This is a genomic window from Candidatus Cryptobacteroides sp. (assembly GCF_056207615.1).
The window spans coordinates 1-17,465 of the sequence record NZ_JBAEER010000179.1; the positions used below are offsets into that span (position 1 = coordinate 1).

The following is a 17,465-nucleotide window of genomic DNA, read 5'->3' on the forward strand; positions in this document are numbered from 1 at the left end:
CTTCTCTTCGCTGACGACCTGCCACTTCACTCCCGGAACATTTGCCGGAATATGTCCATAGAACTCGTCCTCGAATACCTTGATGAGCTCCGGACGACGTACGTTGAACCACATCTTCGCATTCTTCACCTTCCTGCCGTCGAAGGTCACGAGAGGATCAGGATAGTTGAGATATGGGTTGGCGATCATCTCGTCGTAGTTCGCACCGATAGCAGGATCGGTGGAATATCCGTCACGGCCTGGTCTGAGACTGGTCAGACCGAGCTGTTTCATCATGTTTGCCTGGTCGGCGTTAGTAAGAGCATCGAGGCTGTCCCTGTTCATGCGCGGGAAGCCGAACTGTGCCGAGGCCTCGCCCTGTGAGAGCATCAATACAGCAACGGCAGCTGCGAAAAGACTGCGGAGTTTCATGATATTCAGATTTACTCGAAATCGAAGTGATATCCGCTGAGGAATTCCTCAGGGAAAGTGTATTCAAGGAGGTCGTAGAGCATAGGATCATAATCCTTGAGCTGCTGGCGGGTCTTGAGCTTGAAGGTTCCCTTGCCATTGATGTTTGGCACTACCATACGGCAGGTATTGTACCATGCCTGAGCACCCTCTGCGAAGTACTCATCATCGTTAGACATCGAGTATGTATCCTTCCACAAGCCCTTGGTCTGCGCATTCTTGAACGCGGCAGCAAGGTCATTCTTGAACTTTGCATCCACGCGATTCATTGCGAACCTGACGTTGTGACCGAACTCATGTACCATGATGCTCTCGTTGTAGTACCTTTCCTGGAAATTAGGAATCTTGATGAGGTTTTCCTCGCCGATGGACATGACAGGAAGGGCCTCGGTCGCACCATATCCGCGTCCACGTGCGTTCCAGTCTGTGTCTGGCCACCATATAGGCATCACGCTGCACTCTGGAAGGTCAGTGATGTTCTCCTTGTATCCGACGACTCCGATGCGGAAATGGCACTTGATCATCTCCTCTCTGGCCTTTGGATGTTTCCTGGTCATCTCCCTCGCGATATAGCAAGCCTGAAGGAGAGCCTCATCAGAAACCCTCTCGGAAGAAAGTACCGGAAGGCCATCGCAGTTGACATATTTCTTATAGAAAGGATCGAGCGGTGATTCCTTGTAGTTGAGCCACTGGGTAAGGTCCGCAGGTGGGGTGGTCACAACATCCTTGCCGTCCTCGCCCGGGTTTTCACCGGGGTTATCACCAGGATCTTCGCCGGGATTTTCGCCTGGTTCATCGCCCGGAGTGCCCGGCTCATCAGGTATTTCGGTCTTACCAGGGTTCTTGGCAGGATCGATGATTCTACCGTTGTCACAAGAGGATCCACACGCAAATAGAGTCGCGATGCAGAGAGCTAATAAAGTAAGTCTTTTCATGATTTTCTGTTTTCCTTACAAATTTAATCAAAATTTGAGAATCTTGTCCTGTATGCCAACTTATTGCAATTATGCTTATATTTGATGGATTAAACACACATGATGAGAACACTATCACTTGCGGCATCGATGATGCTGATCGGCACTTCATGCTTCGCGCAGAAGATCACCACATACACTACAACAGAGAATCAGGAATGGAAATCCGGGATCATGAACCTTTCCGCAAAGGCCGAGGGTCCTACCCTGATCGAGGTCAAGGGCGACGAGAACGGAACCGTCTTCCATGCATGGGGAACGACCTTCAACGAGCTTGACTGGGATGCGTTCAACCTCCTTTCGAGGGAAGAGCAGGAAGCCGTGATGCACGGCATATTCGCTGCCGACGGAGATCTGCGCTTCACCCATGGACGCGTATCGATGAATGCGAACGACTATGCAAGGGCGTGGTACAGCTGCTCCGAGATTCCGGGCGACTTCAACCTCCGCTACTTCAACATCGACCACGACAAGCAGAATATCATACCTCTCGCAAGGGCCGCCCAGCGCTACTGTCCGCAGCTCCAGCTCTTCATGTCCCCATGGTCACCACCGGCATGGATGAAGATCAACAACGAGTACTGCGTGCTCTCGAGCCGCTACAACACCCAGGACCCGCGCAAGGACTACATGCTCTACGAGCGTCCCGGCGAGACGGCTGGCGACATCGAGGTCGACCCTGACGAGATGAAGCTATTGGGCGACAGGAGCGGCGTATTCCCACGCAGGCTCGCGCTCCAGGACTATTTCATCCAGGAGCCGCGCTATCTCGAGGCCTATGCTCGCATGTTCTGCCGCTTCATCGACCTCTACGCGGAGCAGGGGCTCCCTATCACGAAGGTCATGTACCAGAACGAGGCATATTCATACACCGCATACCCAGGCTGCGCATGGACGGCTGAGGGAACTCTCCGTTTCAACAACGAGTACCTTGCTCCGGCGCTGCAGAAGGCCCATCCTGAGGTAGAGCTCTGGATAGGCACCTTCAACACCAACCGCCTTGACTATGTCGAGAAGATCATCGACGACAAGGACCTCCAGAAGAACGTGAAGGGCATCGCTACCCAGTGGGAGTGCCGCGAGAACCTTCCTGCCCTGCGCGAGCGTTACCCGAATCTCAAGCTCATGCAGAGCGAGAGCGAATGCGGAAACGGAGATATGGACTGGGCTGCAGGTGAGCACACTTTCTTCCTCATCGCAGACAACCTCGGCAACGGTTGCGAGGAGTACTACAACTGGAACTTCATACTCAAGGACCACGGCGAGTCGACATGGGGATGGAAGCAGAACGCTCTCATCCAGGTGGACAGTCAGACAAGAAAGATGCGCCTCACTCCAGAGTACTACGCATACAAGCATTTCAGCCACTTCGTGACTCCAGGCAGCCAGATGGTAGGATATGCCGGACGCGAATACAGCAAGACTCCGGTAGTTGTCTACAGGCTTGCAGAGGGCGGCGAAGGCAAGTATCTCGTTGCTGCCGGCAATTTCACCGACGAGGCTTCGCAGGTCAGCGTGAAGATCGAGGGAAAGTACCTCAACCTCCGCACCGAGCCACATTCTTTCAACAGCTACATCATCAGAAACAAATAACAATACAGACTAAATATGAAAAAGACCATTCTAATGCTCGCGCTCCTCGGCGTATGCGGAATAGCTTCTGCACAGCCTTTCGGCTTCGGGAACTTCAACGCCCAGGAGAATCAGGTAGACAGTCCTGACGGAAGGCTTTCAGTGAGCGTCAAGCTCGTAAGAGGCGGTGCTCCCGTCTATACTGTCAGCTATGACTCAAACACAATTCTCGAGAACTCCCCTCTCGGTCTCGTGACCACCAGCGGAGACTTCACCAGAGGTCTCGAATTCGTTTCAGCTGAGACCGAGTCAGTCAGCAAGAGCTACACCCAGGAGAAGATCAAGAAGTCTCATATCGACTACAACGCAAACAAGCTCACCTATGTCCTCAAGGACAGCAAGGGACAGGAGATGAGCGTGATCTTCGAGGTCAGCAACAACGACATCGCCTTCAGGTACAAGCTTGATTCCTTCAGGAACAGGTACTCTACCGTAATCCTCAAGGAGGCCACCGGTTTTGACTTCCCTCTTACCACCACGACCTTCCTCACTCCACAGGCAGACCCTATGACAGGCTTCGCTCAGACCAAGCCTTCATACGAGGAGGGCTACGAGTATGACGCCCCTATGGACAAGAAGTCTCAGTACGGAAACGGCTACACCTTCCCTTGCCTCTTCCATGTCGGCGACAACTGGGCACTCATATCGGAGACCGGCGTGACCGGCAAGTATGTAGGTTCACACCTCAGCGAGGAGCAGGCTGGCGGCCTCTACACCATCGCCTTTCCTGACGAGAGGGAAATCAGCGGCTGGGGCACTTCCAGTGTCGCAATCGCCCTCCCTGGCTACACTCCATACAGGACCATCACAGTCGGTGACAACCTTGCACCAATAGTCGAGACCACCATTCCTTACGACGTAGTCGAGCCTCTCTACCAGCCATCGCAGAAATATGCGTACGGAAAGTCAACCTGGAGCTGGATCATGTGGGGTGACGGCGCTACCGTATACGAGGATCAGGTGAGGTATATCGACCTTGCTCACGAGATGGGTTACAAGTACTGCCTCGTCGACGCTCTCTGGGACACCCAGATCGGCAGAGACAGGATGGAGGAGCTTTCGAAGTATGCCCAGTCCAAGGGTGTTGAGCTCTTCTTGTGGTACAACTCCAACGGCGCATGGAACGACGCTCCTCAGGGTCCTAGAGGTTGCATGTCAACCAGCATCGAGAGGAACGCAGAGATGAAGTGGCTCAAGAAGATCGGCGTCAAGGGCCTCAAGATCGACTTCTTCGGCAGCGACAAGCAGAGCATGATCCAGACCTATGAGGACATCCTCAGCGACGCGAACGAGTATGGTCTCATGATTATCTTCCATGGCTGTACCCTCCCTCGCGGATGGGAGAGGATGTATCCTAACTTCGTAGGTGCAGAGGCAGTACTTGCATCTGAGAACCTCATGTTCTCCCAGGATTTCAACGACATCGAGGCAGTAAACGCTTCCACCCATCCTTTCATGAGGAACGCAGTCGCTGCGATGGAGTACGGCGGATCACCGCTCAACAAGCATTGGAACAGGGACAACCAGCACGGAAACACCCGCAGGACCACCGACGCATTCGAGCTCGCAACCGCAGTGCTCTTCCAGAACCCTATCCAGAACTTCGCAATCGCTCCTAACAACCTCGAGGATGCTCCTGCAGCCGAGCTCGACTATATGAGGGCTGTTCCTACCGAGTGGGATGACGTCAAGTTCGTGGACGGCTATCCTGGCAAGTACGCAATCGTGGCTAGAAAGAGCGGCGACAAGTGGTATATCGCAGGCGTGAACGGTCAGAAGACCACTCTCAAGTATGCTCTCGACCTCAAGGCATTCGGTCTTAGCTTCGACAAGAAGGGAACAGCTTCTTCCGAGTACACTTTCTGGTCAGACAATGCCGCTCGCGAGACCGTGAAGGCAGAGTCACCAAAGGCAAAGAACGGCATCCTCAACATCGAGGTACAGCCTGACGGAGGCTTCGTAGTGATTCTCTAAGGGGTTTTCCGCAAATTCCTAACAAGTTGACTCTCAGCTATATGCTATACGGACGGCTCCCTTTTTCGAGGGAGCCGTCCGTATAACATAGCATTGGTATTCAGGCAGTTAAGACAGCGATAGCTATTCGACGATCACGCGGTCGTAGATACAGAACTCGGAAAGCTTGGTTCCTGCAAGGTAACGGTCACCATTGAAAGGAGCCTTGCCTATCCAGTTGAAGCTAGGAGCCTCGCCGGAGAAGGTCTCTGCGATCGTGAACATCTCATCGTTCTCCGCTACGAGTGTGCCGTTTGAGTAGAGCTTACCGACGCGACCGTCCTGGGTATAGATGAGTTCGATCCACTCACCCTTCTCAGAAGGCTTGCCCACTTCCATGAAGGTCTCGTTCGAATAGCCTCCGACAGAATTCTCCGCACGAACGGCGTTGAGCCTGCAGGCATGGTAGCGTCCTTCCTCGCTCTGGTTGAACTCGAGGGTCGAAAATGCCCAGAGGAAATATCCGTAGCCCCTGAGGGAAGCCTCCTCGGAGATGCAGTACCTTGCCTTGATAGAGAAGGTCTCGAGTCCGGCAAGGACTGCACCTATCTCCTGTCCCATATCGATGTAGCCATCTTCATTTCCAAGGTCCACTACGTACTCGTCACCAATTTTCGAGATCTGGGCAGAGCCGCGGAGCTGCGCGTCGCTACCGACAGTGGCCGTCAAGACGCTTCCTTCCGAGTGCTGGAAGTCATACTGGAGCACGATTCCGTCGTTCGCGCATCCGACAAATGCCACAAGGGCAAGGAGAAAAGCAAGTCTCTTCATAGTCTATATTCAATCTTTGCGTCAAATATAGACAGAATTCCTCTAAAGAGCTGCAAATGCCTGCTTAAGATCAGCAATGATATCGTCGATGTGCTCGATTCCGATGGACAGGCGCACAGTGGTAGGGGTGATGTGCTGCTGCTCGAGCTCCTCCGGGGTCATCTGCGAATGGGTGGTGGTGTATGGATGGATCACGAGGCTCTTCACGTCAGCGACGTTCGCAAGGAGAGAGAATATCTTTAGCGAATCGATGAACTTCCATGCGTCTTCCTGGGTTCCTGCAATTTCGAAGGTGAAGATGGAGCCGCCGCCCTGTGGGAAGTACTTGTTGTAGAGGTCATGGTCTGGATGGTCATCAAGAGAAGGATGGTTTACCTTAGCCACCTTCGGCTCGGATGCAAGATAATCAACGACCTTGAGGGCATTCTCCACATGACGCTCAATCCTCAGAGGGAGGGACTCGACGCCCTGGAGGAGTATCCATGCATTGAATGGAGAGATGGTCGCTCCTGTGTCACGAAGGATGACGGCACGGATGCGGGTCACGAATGCCGCAGCACCGGCAACATCTGCGAAAACGGCACCGTGGTAGCTTGGATCCGGCTTCGCGAGGGTCGGGTATTTGTCCGCATTGGCCTTCCAGTCGAACTTTCCACCGTCCACGATGACACCACCGAGGCTGCTGCCATGACCGCCGATGAACTTGGTTGCAGAATGTACGACGACGTCAGCACCATGCTCGAGCGGGCGGAAAAGAAGCGGGGTCGCAAAGGTATTGTCGACGACCAGAATGATTCCGTGACGATGGACCACCTCTGCGATCGAGTCGATGTCGGTGATGTCCGAATTAGGATTGCCGAAGGTCTCGACATAGACAGCCTTGGTGTTCGGACGGATTGCGGCTTCAAGTGCTGCAAGGTCATTGACATGGACAATGGTGTTCTCGACGCCCTGTGTGGAGAGGGTATGGGTGATGAGGTTGAATGAACCGCCGTAGAGATTGTCGGCAGCAATCACATGGTCACCAGCCTGGAGTACGTTCTGGAGCGCATAGGTGACAGCGGCGGCACCTGACGCAACTGCGAGTGCTGCTACTCCCCCTTCGAGGGCTGCAATCCTCTCCTCGAACACGCTCTGAGTCGGATTGGTTAGACGTCCATAGATATTGCCCGCGTCGCGAAGACCGAAGCGGTCAGCTGCATGCTGGCTGTCGTGAAACACATAGGAGCTTGTCTGGTAGATAGGAACAGCGCGTGAATCGGTAGTGGGATCGGCATTCTCCTGGCCCGCGTGGAGGGCGATGGTTGCGAGATGATAATTCTGGCTCATGGTATCAATTTTTATTATTATTCCTTGTTTTGTTCTACGCAAAGGTAGACTAAGTAGAAATATCAAACAAACATTATGAATAATTAAGAAAATATTTCTATATTGCAAAAAGTTTTAGAAAAAGTACGTTTGAAGCGCAGGGTTTCAGCGCCTTTGGAAGAATATTATTCGCCACAGTTTTAGGACATGACAGAAATCAAGCTTGACAGCACGGATCTCCAGATATTGCGATTCATGCAGGAAAACGCGAGACTCACGACCAAGGAGCTCGCAGCGAAGGTCAATCTCAGCACTACCCCGGTCTTCGAAAGACTGAAGAGGCTGGAAAGAGAAGGCTATATAAAGAAATACGTCGCAGTCCTGGACGCCGAAAAATTGAACCAGGGCTTCGTGGTATTCTGCAGCGTCAAGCTGAGGCAGATGAACCGCGACATAGCGCTCGACTTCGTTGACAAGATCAAAGGAATAGCTGAGGTAACGGAATGTTACAACATATCCGGTGAGTTCGATTATCTGCTGAAAATCCACTCACCGGACATGAAATACTATAATGAATTTCTTATAAATGTACTCGGCACGATAGACTCACTGGGAAGCGTCCAGTCATGCTTCGTGATGAACGAGGTCAAGCAGTCGCTCGGCCTGTCATTCTGATACTGCGCCGGTATCGTCAATCAGGTTGCCCTTTTCGATCTCGGGCTTGATGAAGTTCTCGAAGGCATAGTCCCAGAGCTGCTCTGAGCCCTCTGCCGAATGTTCATTCCTCTTGAGGACTTCTGAAAGGCGACGCCCTCCCTCTCTCCATGCGCGTCCATTGCTGGCGTGCTGAAGCATCAGCGGCTGGAAATTGTCCAACGCGTGCGCGAACTTCGATTCCGGACTCTCCCACTCCTCGAACTCATCCCACAAGCCGCGGAATCGCTTCGCAAGATCCTCAGGGAGCTGTGAGAAAAGCTTGTCAGCAGCTGCGAGTTCCCTCTGACGCTGGTCCTTCTTCGCCTCCTCGTCGTATGCGAATGTATCTCCGGCATAGACCTCGACGAGGTCATGGATGAGCAATATGCTCACGACCTTCAGGACATCGATGTCCTCATTCGAGTACTCGGACAGCAGGAGGGCCATCACGGCCATGTGCCAAGCGTGCTCGGCATCGTTCTCGAGCCTCTCACCGTCGGTGAGGAAGGTCCTTCGCTGCACGAATTTCTCGCGGTCAATGAGCTTGCAGAACTCTGCTATCTGTCCAAGTCTCTCGTCCATGGGTGGGAACTATTTGATGATGTCGGAAATAGGCTTGCAAGAGTTCTGGAAGAAATAGTAGCGATATCTGTCGACTACGCCGAACGCGCCTTCAGCATCGTCCGCAACGGTAATCGTCCAGATGTCACCGGTCCTGTTAGCGCCGTCTCCCTTATCCACCAGATACCAGATGTCAGTCATGTTCTTATTGCCATTCTTGACAAGTATAGAGATGAGTTCGGCATCCGAGTAGTCGTCAGGGTCGCTCTTGGTAATCGCAGCATAAGTGTTCGCAGGAGTACCGTAGTCAACTACGACTTCCATATGTACATAGTACTTGCCTGCATACTTTGCGTATTTTGTAGGATCAGCCTCATAGAGAGCATCACCATCGTAATATGCGACCACGTCCTGATATACGACAACGTCGGAAACCTTAGCCTCTTCAGTGGTGAAGACCTCGCTGACATAAGCCTCGGAAACTGCTTTACCCTGACGGTCCACGCATACGGCGAATACCACATAGTCAGTACCGGAAGCGAGTGAGCTGTAATCGTAGCCCTGTACTCCTCTGACGCCGGTTCCTGCTACGACATCTTCGACGGTTTTCCAGAATGAGCCGTCAATCTGGTTGCTGAGCCACTTCTCGAGGAATTCGCCCTCGACCTTGCCGTAGCCATCGTAAACGCTCTTGCGGACGACATCCCATACATAGAGCACGGTATTGTCGCTCGGGGTCACAGTGACAGAAGCACCGTTCTTGGTGACATCGGTAACTTCTGAGGTAAAGCTCACCTCGGTAGGATCATTCTGCTCAGAAGTGGTGAAGTTGAAGGTATAGAGCGCGGTAGACGGCTTGTTGCTCTCCACTCCGTACACATAGAGGCTATACTCAGTCGATGGCTCGAGAGCACCCGTATCCTCGTTGGTGACTGTCTTGTTGCCCTTCTCGGTCATTCCCATAGAGATGATGCTCTTGTAGAATTCGTGTATCTGAGCGAGCTTGCTCTCATCATCGCCGCTGAGGCGGTCTGATGGAAGGACTGTGAAGAAGTAGTCCTTGCTGCGGTTTGCAGGACGGATGAGGATCTCAAGGTTCATGAAATCGTTGCTCTTCACCTCTGCCGCAAACTCAGGAAGAGGATCCTGCGACTTGAGGGTGTAGCGAGAGGTGGTGTTGAACTGGAGCACATGACCGTTCTCGAGCTGGACCTGGCCATCGAGCTTGCCTGTTGCCACCCTGACGCTACCTGACTTGACATTCACGTTCTGACCCATCACCGCAATATGCGCAACTCCTTCGTCAGCAGTCATGACCTTATGAGTTCCTTCGAACTCGTACGATCCGTCTACGACTCTGAACTCCTGTATGTTGATGTCTTCAGAATAAAGAGTGAAGCCGAGCTGGTCGTATTTCGCTTCCTCGGAAGCACCCTTGACAACCACGTTGAACTTCGCGACCTCGTTCTCCGAACCTACATAAACGATCTCTGCGTTCTTGAATTCAGTGGCGAACTCGGTGATCACCGGTTCCTTTTCCTGGCAGGAAGCAAATATTCCTGCGGCTGCCGAAAGGACAGCAAAAAACTTGAAAATACTTTTCATGATATATGTCTTGATAAATTAGCGAAACGGGACGCAAAAATACTCCTTTTTAGCTAAATTTGCCATAAAAGGACATAATCTATGAAAGTAATCGTAATCACAGGAGCGAGCAGCGGAATGGGCCACGTGGCCGCAAAGATGCTTGCTGAGCGCGGACACAAGGTCTATGCAGCCGCGCGCAGAGTCGAAAGGATGGAATCCCTCAAGCAGTACGGAATCGTGCCACTGAGCGTCGACGTGACGTCGGATGAGTCTGCGGAGCAGGCAATCGCTGCCGTCATCGCTGCAGAAGGTAGGATTGATGTGCTCATCAACAATGCCGGTTACGGTTCTTTCGGTCCCATGGAGAGCGTTCCTATGGAAGAGGCCCACAGGCAGCTCGAGGTGAACGTGGTCGGAGTGGCCAGGATGACCAAGCTCGTACTTCCATACATGAGGGCACAGAAATCAGGAAGGATAGTCAACATCGCTTCCGTGGCAGGCAGGACTCCTATCTACTTCGGAGGGTGGTACAATGCCAGCAAGTATGCACTCGAAGCCATCAGCGACGCGACCAGGATGGAGACCTCAAGGTTCGGGATCGACGTCAGCATCATCGAGCCGGGTGCTGTATTCAGCGACTGGGGCGTGATTGCGGCAGAAAACCTCAAGAAGACCTCCGAGGGCAGCGCATACCAGAAGTTCACCGACAAGATGGCGAACGTCTTCGGCTTCCTCTATGTGAAGAATCCGTTCGGAATGATGACCACCTGCGAGAAGGCGGCGAAGATGATCTGCAAGGCATCCCTCGCGAAAAGGCCAAGGGCAAGATACACCTTCGGTCTTGGCAGCGGCAGTCTGCTCCTTCTGCACTCGATACTCCCCGCACGCTGGTTCGACAAGATCCAGATCTCGGTTTTCGAGAACGACACCATCAACAAGATGATCAGCAAATCCAAGTAAAACACACTTTTTTGCTACCTTTGCGGCTCTATGGCAGACATCAGGAAAGACATGGAGCAAAGGGATGCGATAGACTTTGCCAAGGAGGATGTCGGACAGCTTTTCAGGAAGATGTTCGTGCCCACCCTCCTCGGCATGGTGTCCATGGTCGCCCTCAACCTCGCTGACGGTGCGTTCGTGGGCCATGGAGCCGGAACCGAAGCCCTTGCGGCGATAAACATAGCCGCACCTATCTTCAACCTGATGATCGGAGTCGGCATCATGTTCGGAATCGGCCCCTCCGTCATCTCCAGCATCCACCTTTCCAAGGGCAACGTCAAGGCCGCGAGGATCAACACCACCCAGGCGATGATAGGAAGCCTGGCGATCACCGCGACCATCGGTGCGCTCATACTCGCCAACCTCCCGGCGACCTGCAGGCTCTTCGGCAGCAACGAGGCACTTATTCCGCTCGCATCCAGCTACCTCAAGTGGGTCGCGCTCTCCCTGCCATTCTGCATTCTCGGAAACGTCGGTTCATTCATCATACGCCTCGACGGCAGTCCTAAGTACGCGATGTCCTGCACGCTCTTCGCGTCCCTGATGAACATATTCCTCGACTGGCTCTTCATCTTCCCGCTCGGAATGGGCCTGGAAGGCGCAGCTATCGCCACATCGATCAGCTTCACCCTATCGGCGCTGGCAGTGCTCTTCTACCTTATCTTCCTCTCGAGGACCCTCCATCTCTACAGGCTCAGGCTCACGGTCAAGAGTCTGATGCTCACCCTTCGAAATCTCGGGTACCAGATAAAGGCCGGAATATCCGCAATGCTCGGAGAGATTGCAATCTCGATGACCATGATAGTAGGTAACTTCGTGTTCATACGCCACCTCGGCGAGGACGGAGTCGCAGCGTACGGAGTGGTATGCTACTGCATGCCGGTCATCTTCATGCTGGCGAACGCGATAGTCCAGTCTATCCAGCCCATCATCAGCTTCGCGCATGGAGCCAGCGACAGCAAGAGGCTCGCAAAAGCGCGCAGGATAGCTCTTCGCAGCGGCATGCTCGCCGGTCTGTTCTCCACCCTCCTTCTCACCGTCGGAGCACGCTGGGTCACGATGATCTTCATCGAGGAGGGTGAGCACGCATTCGACCTCTGCGTCGAAGGAATGCCATACTTCGGAATCGCCGGCCTGGTAATTTCGCTGAACCTCGTCATCGTCGGATATCTCCAGAGCGTCGAGAAATCAATGTTCGCGACCATCTACACCCTACTCAGGGGCTTCGTGCTGATGATTCCGGCCTTCCTGCTGATGCCAATCGCCTTCGGCGTTCCCGGTATCTGGCTCGCAATTCCGGCCGCAGAGACCCTCACGCTCGCCATCATGTCATCAATCCTTGCCGCGCAGGTGTACAGAGTTGGAAAAGAATAGCTAACTTTGGGCAGACACTACCGAATAACACTTATCCACAATATGAAATCGAACAGAATAATCGCGACCATGCTCGCGATCGTCACCAGCGCTGCCGTATTCGCGCAGCCTAACCGTCAGAATTATATGCTAGAGCAGGACTGGGCCGGCTTCGACAAGTATGCCGAGGCAAACGCAGCCGTGAAGCAGTCCCCTCTCGTGGTGTTCATGGGAGATTCCATCACCGAGTATTGGGTCGATCAGGATCCTGACTTCTTCACCGTCAACAACTACATCGGACGCGGAATCAGCGGACAGACCTCATCCAAGATGCTCGCACGCTTCTATCGCGACGTGATCGAGCTCGGTCCGAAGGTGGTGGTCATCAGCTGCGGTACCAACGACGTGGCGAAGAACAACGGCAGGATCACCCTCGACAATGTCGTGACCCAGATCCAGTCCATGGTGGACCTTGCCCGTCAGAACGACATCATCCCTGTAGTGGTATCCGTTCCTCCATGCGATTTCTTTTTCTGGCGCCGTGAGGTCGAGCATCCTGCCGGGACCATCATCGAGCTCAACCGCAAGATCAAGGAATACACCGACAAGGAGGGCATCATCTACGTTGATTACCACTCTGCGATGGCTGCGGAGGACGGTTCCATGAATCCGGAATATTCCAAGGACGGATGCCACCCTGTGATCGAAGGCTACAAGGTAATGGAGAAGATCGTGGTTCCTGCAATCAACCGCGCCCTCGCCAGCAAGTATGCGAAGGTATGGCTCGGCGAGTGTACCCATGGAAAGGTGAACATCGTCAGCGCAAGCACTCCTGACGGCCCCGTGGCTCTCACCGATGCGGACCTCGCGAAGGGCGTGTACCTTCCTAAGGGCAGCACCCTCAAGCTCAAGGCCACCCCGGACAATGGCTATGCGTTCGAGTGCGGCTATGACGCGATGGGCGGACAGTTCGGCTTCTTCGACGAGTTCTTCACTCCTGAGTTCGAGGTCGTCCTCAACGGCGACTGCTCGGTAGGTGCATCCTTCGTGGAGCCTTCATTCCTCGCCGGAATGAGCTGCAAGCAGGATATCGTATATGCTCAGCCAGGCGTGAAGCCTCTCAAATACGACGTATACATCCCTGACGGAGCCAAGAATCTTCCAGGCATCGTCATCATACACGGAGGTGCATGGAGGATGAACTGCGAGGACGTGATGTCAGGTATGGCAAGGGAGCTCGCAAGGGACGGCAAGTACGTAGTGTTCAGCATCGACTACCGATGGGTGGGCAACGCTGACGGCGACAAGGTACCTAATACCATGGACCAGCTCATCGAGGACTGCTACGGTGCCATTCTCCATATCCAGGAGCATGCAGCCGAGTACGGTCTCGACCCTAAGAATCTCGCAGTGACCGGTGACAGCGCCGGCGGACATCTCTGCACATGCGTCGCCAACATGATTGAAAGGGTCGGCGACGGCGGCTTCGGAAAGACTCCTGGCGTGTACGAGTACCGTCCTACCTACATTCCTGCAGGAATGAGCATGAAGCAGGTCCGCAAGAACCTCCTCGCTGTGAAGGCAGTCGCTCCTAACTATGGAATCTTCGACGTGGACAATATCAGGCGCTTCGTCCGCAACCTTCCTGAGGACGGTCAGAAGGCAGTTGCCCCTATCACCAACATCCCATCAGCCAAGGCACGCCTCATCCCTACCTGGATCAACCGCGGCACCAACGACCCTCTCATCAGCGAGGAGTCTACCGTCGCTTACTACGACGCCCTCAAGGCCGCCGGCCAGCCAGTAGAGTACGTCAAGGTCCCTGGCGCAGTGCACGCTTACTACGACTGGAAGCCAGACAGCCCTACCAAGGAGACCTTCTGGCAGTTCGGCAAGCCTTACGCCCACGAGATGGAGAAGTTCTTCGACACCATCTTCTACGCAAAGAGGAAATAGCTCCCGCCACCGGGTGCGGTCAGATGTTGATGGTCATGAGCTCGTTAATGTCGGTGAGGTAGTTCGGGGTACGGTGGTCGCTCTTGACCTTCCACTTCTCGTCCTTGCCGCCCTCGACGGCGAGCCTGATGGTCTTCACCCCATAGCGATGGTTGAGCATGTCCATCGCGCGTGACAGGTCGGCCCGCTCGGCGCGCTGAGGTACCGGATCGAACAGGACCTGCCGCACCGCACCGCACTTTATGTCCCCGAGTATGACACCGGCCTTCTTGTACAGGAGTCCAGGCCTATAGATGCTGTCCACCAGCTTCATCGCAGCCGCGGTGATTTCCACGGTGTCGGAAGATGCAATGGGCAGTTTCATCGTGCGGATTCCCGAATACTGCTCCAGGTCGTCACGGAATCGGTTGCTGGTCGCGAACACCGTGACAGACGCTGCGGATGACAGCTGGCCGCGGAGGGTGTTCGCGCAGCTGCCGGCAAAGCTTGCGATCGCCGCCTTGAGCTGCTCCTTGTCGCTGATCATCTCGCCGAAGCTCCTGCTGGTGGTGATGCTCTGACGTCGGATGATCTCGGCCGTGTCTATGCATGGATGGCCGTTCAGCACCATCCAGGTCTGCACTCCCGGCTTGGTGAGATGCTTATGTACCCATTCTCCGGGCATGTCTGCGAACTGTAGCGTGCCGGTGATCCCGAGTGCATTGAGTTTCTCCAGGGTGTGCCGGCCTATGCCCCAGACATCCTTCAGCTCGAACAGCGAAAGCGCCTTCCTGCGCTTCTCCTCGCTGTCTATCATGCAAACGGATCTGTAACCCTTGTAGTTCTTCGCGAACTTGCTTGCAACCTTCGCGAGCGTCTTGGTGCGCGCTATGCCGACGCTCACGGGGATGTCGGTCCACAGTTTTATGCGCTGTACCATCTCGCGCATGTATTCCTCCAGGTCATAGTACTTCTCATATCCATCCAGATAGAGGAACTGCTCGTCGATGCTGTACGCCTCGGAACGTGCCACGCTGCGGCGCATGATGCTCTGCACCCTCTTGGACATTGCGGCATAGAGCATGATGTTGCCCGAGAATACGGCGACATGGTTGCGTTCGATTATGTCCTTGACCTCGAAATAGGGCGCACCACGTCTTATCCCGAGTGCCTTGGCTTCGCGGGTCAGTGCGACTATGTTTCCGTCATTGGAACTGAGAACGCATACGGGCTTGCCCTGGAGGCCGGGATGGAAGACCTTCTCCACCGATGCGAAGAAGGTATTGCAATCGGCTAGAGCTATCACTTCTGTTCCCTCGCTTTGTGGATGATGTAGGTTACCGTTCCCCAGATGCTGAATTCGTCCTCCCGGGTGATCTCCCTGCGGCTGAATTCGGGATTCGCAGGCACGAGCCAGGCCTTTCCGCCTTCACGGACGAAGTGCTTGAGCGTGTATTCTCCATTGATCTCGCACACCGCGATCTCCCTTGCCGAAGGGTCGCGCCGGCTCTTGTCGACGATGACTATGTCACCGCTGAGTATGCCGGCGTCTATCATGGAATTGCCCTGTACGCGTATGAGGTAGGAGGCTTCCGGATGGGGGCAGAGCATGGACAGTATCTCTATGTCCTGGGCACGCTCATCGTTGTCCAGCGGAATAGGGAATCCTGCCACGACGCGGGTCTGGTCAAAGAACGGAAGATGTAGCGGGCTGACTCTGGTCGCCGGCATGGCCTCACCAAAGATCTCTAATCCGCTAGTTTCCATGCCAACGGCCTCCATGCGGTGCTCATTGCCGAGGGCTTCCATGAGGCTGCTGCGGATGAACTCGGTCTTGTTCTCCTTCGCATCCAGCTGATCCGCCAGCGGGCCCGGGCAGCGGAAGGAATACAGTCTGCTGTCTCCCTTAGGCCTTCCCGCACCGCTCCTGCGACCGCCGTGTGTCTTCTTCTCTTCCATTTCCTTGCTCTGTCGATACTGCAAATATAGCGATATTCTTGAAATATGTATTACAGAAATCAAGAAATTAAAAACTCACGAGAATTTGCGGCAGTTTGCCTCGTTTTGGGTAAATTTGCAGCAGATAAGATATCTTGACCATGGACAATTACAAGAAGATAGTCGTAGGAGAGCCGTCCTCGATGCCGTACAGGGTCACGTTCGCTGACATGGATGCGGAATACAGGCTCTCATTGGAATCCATTCTGGGCTATTTCCAGGATACCGCAGCCTCATACCTTGCACTCCATCATGTCGCGGCCTTCGACCTCCAGGCCGAGGGAAACACATGGGTAATAACCGACTACAACGTAGAAATCTGCGGAAATCTTCCGATGTGGCGCGATGAGGTGACCACGGAGATCTGCCCGTCCGAGGTGTCCGGAGTGAAGATCTATTTCGACTTCCGAGTCATAGGAAAGGACGGCGGAGTCGCTGCGAAAGGCACATGCTGCTGGAGCGCGATCAACGTCGCGAGCGCCCGCCCGGTGGCCCTGCCCAACCTGATGGCCATCGAAGGATCCACCACCGTCAAGCATGACCGCGTGCTCTATCCGGCCGTGGAACTCGCCGCTTCCGAATACTCGCGCCTCACCAATCGTTCGGACATAGACTTCAACGACCATGTGAACAACATCAGCTACGTCAAGATCGCTCTCTCAGGAATGCCTGCGGAGCTCATGCAGAACACCGTTCTGAAGAAACTGTCGATCAAGTTCATCAGGCAGAGCTTTCTCGGCGAGGAACTCGTCTGCCGATATTCTGCCCCAGGCGGTCTCAGCACCAACTGTTCCATCGTGAACGAAAGCGGTCAGGAAGTCTGCCGCCTCACAATCACTATGACCCCCAAGCCCGAAAGGCCCGGCATACGCGAACTTATCGTCAGGTAGTCGCCAAATACGTTGGTGCTCCCAGCCCGGCGGGAGCGGTAAAGTCCCAAGTGGGCACAAAAAAAGGATGCGCGCCGGCTAATGGCCATTTCTGGCTCTTCCCGCCGGACCCATCGCGACTGCCGGCAAGCCGACATCGGTCAGGGTGCTGCCTTCGAGAGGCAGCCGTACATCCTTTCTGCTATTGGAGAATAAACTCTGCTGGAGAATCCTCGCTGATACTCAAGGAGAGTCTCCTGCTACTACTTGAAGAGAAGCTGAGCGAACTGGTAGAGGCAACGACGCCAGGTAAGCCACT

The 17,465-nt window shown here is 54.2% G+C and carries 14 protein-coding genes and 1 pseudogene; 7 read left to right on the plus strand and 8 right to left on the minus strand.

Features of this window, described 5'->3' with window-relative positions; genetic code table 11:
• Together AC06ND_RS09720 and AC06ND_RS09725 are read right to left on the minus strand one after the other, a co-directional pair.
• Positions 1-411 (minus strand): annotated as a pseudogene (locus AC06ND_RS09720) (hypothetical protein); the annotation flags it as partial.
• Positions 412-422: 11 nt separating this feature from the next.
• Positions 423-1,385 carry a hypothetical protein gene (locus tag AC06ND_RS09725; RefSeq protein WP_475678780.1) on the minus strand — a complete coding sequence of 321 codons (963 nt, stop codon included), beginning with the start codon at positions 1,383-1,385 and terminating at the stop codon, positions 423-425.
• A gap of 102 nt (positions 1,386-1,487) precedes the next feature.
• Between AC06ND_RS09725 and AC06ND_RS09730 the strand changes: the two genes are divergently transcribed.
• Complete coding sequence (locus AC06ND_RS09730) at positions 1,488-3,017, plus strand: glycoside hydrolase family 30 protein (protein ID WP_475678793.1); 1,530 nt, start codon at positions 1,488-1,490, stop codon at positions 3,015-3,017.
• Between the two features lie 15 nt (positions 3,018-3,032).
• On the plus strand, positions 3,033-5,030 hold the full coding sequence (locus AC06ND_RS09735; protein WP_475678781.1) for a glycoside hydrolase family 97 protein: 1,998 nt from the start codon (positions 3,033-3,035) through the stop codon (positions 5,028-5,030).
• A gap of 123 nt (positions 5,031-5,153) precedes the next feature.
• Here AC06ND_RS09735 and AC06ND_RS09740 read toward each other — a convergent pair whose 3' ends face one another.
• Both AC06ND_RS09740 and AC06ND_RS09745 read right to left on the minus strand, forming a co-directional pair.
• The gene (locus tag AC06ND_RS09740) at positions 5,154-5,840 is read right to left on the minus strand and encodes a LamG-like jellyroll fold domain-containing protein (RefSeq protein ID WP_475678782.1); all 687 of its coding nucleotides are present in this window, start codon (positions 5,838-5,840) and stop codon (positions 5,154-5,156) included.
• Between the two features lie 42 nt (positions 5,841-5,882).
• A complete protein-coding gene (locus AC06ND_RS09745; RefSeq protein WP_475678783.1) occupies positions 5,883-7,169 on the minus strand; it encodes an O-acetylhomoserine aminocarboxypropyltransferase/cysteine synthase family protein in 1,287 nt (428 codons plus the stop codon).
• 186 nt (positions 7,170-7,355) lie between these two features.
• On the opposite strand from AC06ND_RS09745, the gene AC06ND_RS09750 reads away from it, so the two are divergent.
• Complete coding sequence (locus tag AC06ND_RS09750) at positions 7,356-7,823, plus strand: Lrp/AsnC family transcriptional regulator (RefSeq protein ID WP_475678784.1); 468 nt, start codon at positions 7,356-7,358, stop codon at positions 7,821-7,823.
• Here the strand turns inward: AC06ND_RS09750 and AC06ND_RS09755 are convergent.
• Positions 7,815-8,426, minus strand: coding sequence for an HD domain-containing protein (locus tag AC06ND_RS09755; RefSeq protein ID WP_475678785.1), 612 nt, complete (start codon positions 8,424-8,426; stop codon positions 7,815-7,817). The two genes, AC06ND_RS09750 and AC06ND_RS09755, sit on opposite strands and share 9 nt — an antisense overlap.
• Before the next feature lie 9 nt (positions 8,427-8,435).
• On the minus strand, positions 8,436-10,010 hold the full coding sequence (locus tag AC06ND_RS09760) for a hypothetical protein (protein WP_475678786.1): 1,575 nt from the start codon (positions 10,008-10,010) through the stop codon (positions 8,436-8,438).
• A gap of 81 nt (positions 10,011-10,091) precedes the next feature.
• Between AC06ND_RS09760 and AC06ND_RS09765 the strand changes: the two genes are divergently transcribed.
• From AC06ND_RS09765 to AC06ND_RS09775, 3 genes are read left to right on the plus strand one after another with little or no spacing between them, the layout of a single operon-like run.
• Positions 10,092-10,952 (plus strand): oxidoreductase, encoded by an 861-nt coding sequence (locus AC06ND_RS09765; RefSeq protein WP_475678787.1) that lies wholly within the window; start codon positions 10,092-10,094, stop codon positions 10,950-10,952.
• A 51-nt stretch (positions 10,953-11,003) separates the two neighbouring features.
• Positions 11,004-12,365 (plus strand): MATE family efflux transporter, encoded by a 1,362-nt coding sequence (locus AC06ND_RS09770; protein WP_475678788.1) that lies wholly within the window; start codon positions 11,004-11,006, stop codon positions 12,363-12,365.
• Between the two features lie 42 nt (positions 12,366-12,407).
• Positions 12,408-14,300 (plus strand): alpha/beta hydrolase fold domain-containing protein, encoded by a 1,893-nt coding sequence (locus tag AC06ND_RS09775; protein ID WP_475678789.1) that lies wholly within the window; start codon positions 12,408-12,410, stop codon positions 14,298-14,300.
• Between the two features lie 19 nt (positions 14,301-14,319).
• On the opposite strand, the gene AC06ND_RS09780 is transcribed toward AC06ND_RS09775, so the two are convergent.
• A complete protein-coding gene (locus tag AC06ND_RS09780; protein ID WP_475678790.1) occupies positions 14,320-15,585 on the minus strand; it encodes a Y-family DNA polymerase in 1,266 nt (421 codons plus the stop codon).
• Positions 15,582-16,238, minus strand: a complete 657-nt coding sequence (locus AC06ND_RS09785) for a LexA family protein (protein ID WP_475678791.1) — start codon at positions 16,236-16,238, stop codon at positions 15,582-15,584. The genes AC06ND_RS09780 and AC06ND_RS09785 overlap by 4 nt, the downstream gene beginning before the upstream one ends.
• Before the next feature lie 140 nt (positions 16,239-16,378).
• Between AC06ND_RS09785 and AC06ND_RS09790 the strand changes: the two genes are divergently transcribed.
• Positions 16,379-17,167, plus strand: a complete 789-nt coding sequence (locus tag AC06ND_RS09790; RefSeq protein WP_475678792.1) for an acyl-[acyl-carrier-protein] thioesterase — start codon at positions 16,379-16,381, stop codon at positions 17,165-17,167.
• Positions 17,168-17,465: the final 298 nt, after the last annotated feature.